A 4,482-nucleotide genomic window follows, 5' to 3' on the forward strand; every position below is an offset into this window, starting at 1 on the left:
AGACAGGAGTGGGGGACAGGGCGGGAGTGGGAGATGAAAAGATGGAAAGAGGGTAAAAATTTCTACTGCTTCTTCCTTCTTCCCTCTTCCTTCTTCCTTCTTCCTTCTTCCCTCTTCCTTCATTTCACTCATCTAAAACAGCAGACGAGCGGCGGCGGCGGCGGCGGTTGATGGCTGGCTCCTCGGGTTCGCTTGATTCGCTTGATTCGCTTGACTCGCTTGACTCGATCGACTCATTGGATGCCAAAGGCTGATCGGATTCGATCGGCTCATCATCGGATTGAGGCAATTCGATCGGCTCATCGGGTGCTGGCCATTCATTCGACTCGTCCATCCCATCGCTGATTTCATCTTCCCGGCCGGCAAAATCATCAATGTCGCCGATCGAACTTTCGCCGTACATTTGATCCTGATCATCCTCCTCCTCCTGATTATCCTCAGAAAATACAGGCTCAACTGCCGACATTTCTCGATAATAATCTTGTTCCTCAACATTCTCTGCTCGCACGGGCGGTTCAAATTCAAATTCGAGCTGCTCGAAAGGCGACTTGTTAGGAGGATCTCCCGGCAGTGTCACCGAAACGATCGCATTCTTAGGATTTTTCACGCTGCGATCCGTCAGCACCAAAGGAGAAACCCCCATCAGAGCATAAACATCCTGCTCTTCCGGTGTCATTTCCACCGAAATCACCTCTGGAGGCTCCACCATCGGCTTCATCAATTCAGACTTAGCTGGACGGACGCGATCGAAATCCTCGCGGCTGCCAACAGCAGCCATATTCACCAGCCCGAAGCCCTCCGAAGCTGCCCGGATGCCGGCGGGAGCCTGATACTCAGAGCGCGTATCCGCGACGGGGGCGCTGGAAGTATTCGGCAGCCGTAACTTGCTGCGTACCGGTTCCTCCTCCGGTACAGCAAAAGGCTCTTCGCCAATTCGGCGACGGCGGCGGCGTCTGGTGGCGTTCCCCAAATCCTGATAGCTGGGATGGTTGAGCAAGTCCAAAGACGAGACGTTGCCGGTCTCAAAATCCAAACTTTCGCTAGACGGTTCCCAAGCAGCCCGAGCAGGTTCGAGGGAACGTTCTTCGAGGACTGGTGCAGGAGTTGCAGCAGCCGTCGGTGTCAAGCTGCGGCGTTCCAATCCTTCTGGCAAGTTCAACAAAATGCGGTTGGAGGAAGCAACAGTGCGATCGGCCGATTCCCGCACCGCCCCGGCGAAGTCTTCTTCCCCAGGGAGTTGCACCAGATGACCCAACCCGCTGCAAGTCGGGCAAGTGTGGCCGAACAACTCGTAAATATTTTGACCTTGGCGCTTGCGCGTCAGTTCTACCAGTCCCAATTCCGAGAGTTGAGCGATTTGCGGCCGAGATTTGTCAGCTTTGAGAGCTTTGTTGAAATGTTCGAGCACCTGCAATTGATCGCGGCGGGATTCCATGTCGATAAAGTCAACAATAATCACCCCGGCAATATTCCGCAAACGCAGTTGTCTGGCAATTTCGGTTGCTGCTTCGCAATTTGTCCAGAGTACAGTTTCGCGAGCTGTGGCCGATCGAGTAAACGAGCCAGAGTTGACATCGATCACCGTCAGCGCCTCAGTCGGTTCGATAATCACGTAACCGCCCGAAGGCAAATCTACCCTCGGTCTGAGCGCTTCTCGAATGGCAGCGTTGACGCGGAAAAATTCTAAAATCGAGGCGCGCTCTCGGTGATGGTCGATCAAAACTCCCGCAGGAAGTTTACCGCCGTTCCAGCTCATCAACTGCTGCTTGACTCGTTTAATGCCATTTTGCGAGTCCACCACAATCCGATTCACGTCACCGCTGAACATATCCCGGAGTACCCGCTGGATAAAATCGTCATCGCGGTTGAGCAGTGCTGGCGCGCGGGAGGTACCGCCTTCGAGTTGAACGGCTTCCCACTGTTTTTGCAGCACTTCCAAATCTTCCATGATCGCTTCTTCGGTCATGCCTTCGGCTTCGGTGCGTACCAGCAGCCCCATCCCGGCAGGCTTCACCAAAATAGCCAGGGCTCTGAGGCGGTTGCGCTCGGCTTCCGACTTGATCCGGCGGGACAGGTTGACTCCCCTGCCGTAGGGCATCAGTACCAAATAGCGGCCCGGCAGGGTAATGTTGCCTGTCAGCCGGGGGCCTTTGCTGCCCGTCGGTTCTTTCATCACCTGTACCACCACTTTTTGCTGCGGGGTGAGGAGTTCTGTAATTGCTCCTGCCGATCGTTTTAGCCGCAGCGGGCCGAGGTCTGTGACGTGCATGAACCCGTTGCGTTCTGGATCACCAATATTGACGAAAGCTGCATCTATCCCGGAGAGTACATTTTCGACAATTCCCAAGTAAATGTCGCTCACTTGGTGGCTGCCTGTGGCTACCACGAGTTCTTGAATTTGATCTTCTGAAAAAACGGCAGCAATCCGATGCTGCTCTGCTATAACTATCTGCTTTGTCATTCAATTTCCTCAAAAAACTGGCAGCCAGTTAGAGACACTTACGCACACTCATAGTGGCTCTGACTTTGACTGTAATTAGTAATAGCAGGAAGAGTTATTAGCTGTGAGTAGGTTATGGGTGGAATGACTGTTAACTGTTGAATGTTGACTGTTAACTGTTACAGATAAAGTGCTTAAATCCACCCGATCGCGAGTTATGAGTTATGCTTCGCAGACTGAGCTGGAAGATAGAAATAAGCAGGCTTTTATCGAGTTAGGAATATTTAGTTTTGAGTTGAGAATTGCCAAATCAATACTCAATATCCAACACTTCCAACTCTTCCTTTGAACGAGCGCGAATAAATTCAGTGACGCCGTACCAATTTCTTAACACACAACTTAACACTACGAACTGATAACTCCGCTTGCGTGGTTATTGAGGGCTGGTTTTGAGCAAAAGTAAGTAGGAGTGAAAGCGCGTAGACTTTTGTTGAATTCTTGCCGGATAGCATTCAACTTACCCCAGCTTGAGATTCGACTGGGACTTTCGCCTCTGCCAACCCTAAAACCTGGTGATTGGATTTGAGATTTGAGATTTGAGATTTGAGATTTACTGCACAGATGAATCTGGGAGTTCGATCTCTTAGTCTAAAATCTAAAATTTTTGGTAATCCACGACGATTGTCGGGGGCTTGTCTCTGTTTTCGATCGATGTCAAAAATATCTATTGTTGAATACCAGCAGAGCGGCTTGAACCGTGAGATTTTTGAGTAAGCCGACGATCGACAACCAGTCGATCGGTCGAAATTAATCGCTAAATTTGGTTCAGGCCCGGCTCCTGCGGTTTTGGCGCTAGATTTAGCCCGTGAATGTACAAAAAGGCTTGAAGTCTTCAACAGAAGCAGTTTGCACCCAGCCCGCGTTGCTAGTTGACTCTTAGCGACCAGCGACTAAAGCGCTCGATCCGCTGCAGCTTCCATAACCAGCAATTATAGCCTAAGCGACACATCCCGATCGAGAGCCGAAGGTGAAGAAATATTTCACCAGCACTTCCCTATCTTAACCATAACCCAGGATTAGCTGACTGCGCTGAACTTGCAGAAGCTGAATTTCCTGCTGGCTGACTTGTTCGAGCATGAACAGGAGATGTTCGGGCTTGAGCAAGTTGCCATCGCTGCGACAACTACCGGTATAGCGCAAAACGGCTCTACCTTTGGATGTACCGCCACAGGAAGAGGCGCTGCTGGCCGGTAGCTGCTCTACAACTTCTAGTTTGTGCAGCCTCGATCGCAAATTGACATCCTTAGTCTTTCCCGACTTAGTAGTGTGTACCCGCCAAAAAGCCTCTGTTTGGACGATCGTCTCCACCCAAGCTTCCCAGTTCGCGCTAGGAGCGACAGAGACAGCAGCCGAATTTTCACCTTCAAAATCGCCAGTTTCTGCCAGCGGGCCTGTTGCTGCGACAGTAATCATATACTCAGCAGCTTCTAATAACTGGTTAGCAGAAGGAGCCTTGAGGTCGATCTGTTCCACCTTGTAAATCGGGATATTTTCTGGCAGAGTCGCTGCCAATTTTTCCCGAAAAACCTCAATATCGATCGGCTCAGTCAGCTCAAAATCAGCAATTTCCCCTGTGCTGGTGACACCCAGAGGCAGAGCATTGGCCACAGCAATCCGAGGATTCGGGTGGAAGCCGCCGGTAAACGAAATCGGCAAATCGGCGCGGCGGACAACTCGATCGAACAATCGCAGCAAATCCAAATGACCTACCAAAGCCATATCGTCCACCTTCCCAAACCACACCCGCAACCGCTGTTTCCGCTCGGTATTCGGCACGAACTCTCCAGCAAACTCTGGAATTGGCAGCGCATCCACCACCACATTGTGTCCGAAATCTGTGCCGCAAACCCCGCAGCGCGAACACCCTTCAAAGGAACAGTCGGGCACCGTCGCTGCTTCTAAAGCCTTTTGCAAGTCATTTTTTAGCCAGTTTTTGTCGATCCCCGTGTCTAAGTGATCCCAAGGTCTGTCTCTTATACACA

2 protein-coding genes are annotated in these 4,482 nt (G+C 51.2%); both read right to left on the reverse strand.

Going from position 1 to position 4,482, the window contains the following annotated elements; translation table 11 throughout:
* Window positions 1–124 precede the first annotated feature (124 nt).
* Entirely contained in the window at window positions 125–2,461 is a 2,337-nt protein-coding gene (locus IQ270_RS28455; protein ID WP_193976479.1) for an Rne/Rng family ribonuclease, read from the reverse strand.
* A gap of 1,038 nt (window positions 2,462–3,499) precedes the next feature.
* The coding region (locus tag IQ270_RS28460; protein WP_193976480.1) for a TIGR03936 family radical SAM-associated protein at window positions 3,500–4,482 on the reverse strand (983 nt) is incomplete at its 5' end.

The organism is Microcoleus sp. LEGE 07076, from assembly GCF_015207455.1.
Classification (GTDB): domain Bacteria; phylum Cyanobacteriota; class Cyanobacteriia; order Cyanobacteriales; family Microcoleaceae; genus Microcoleus.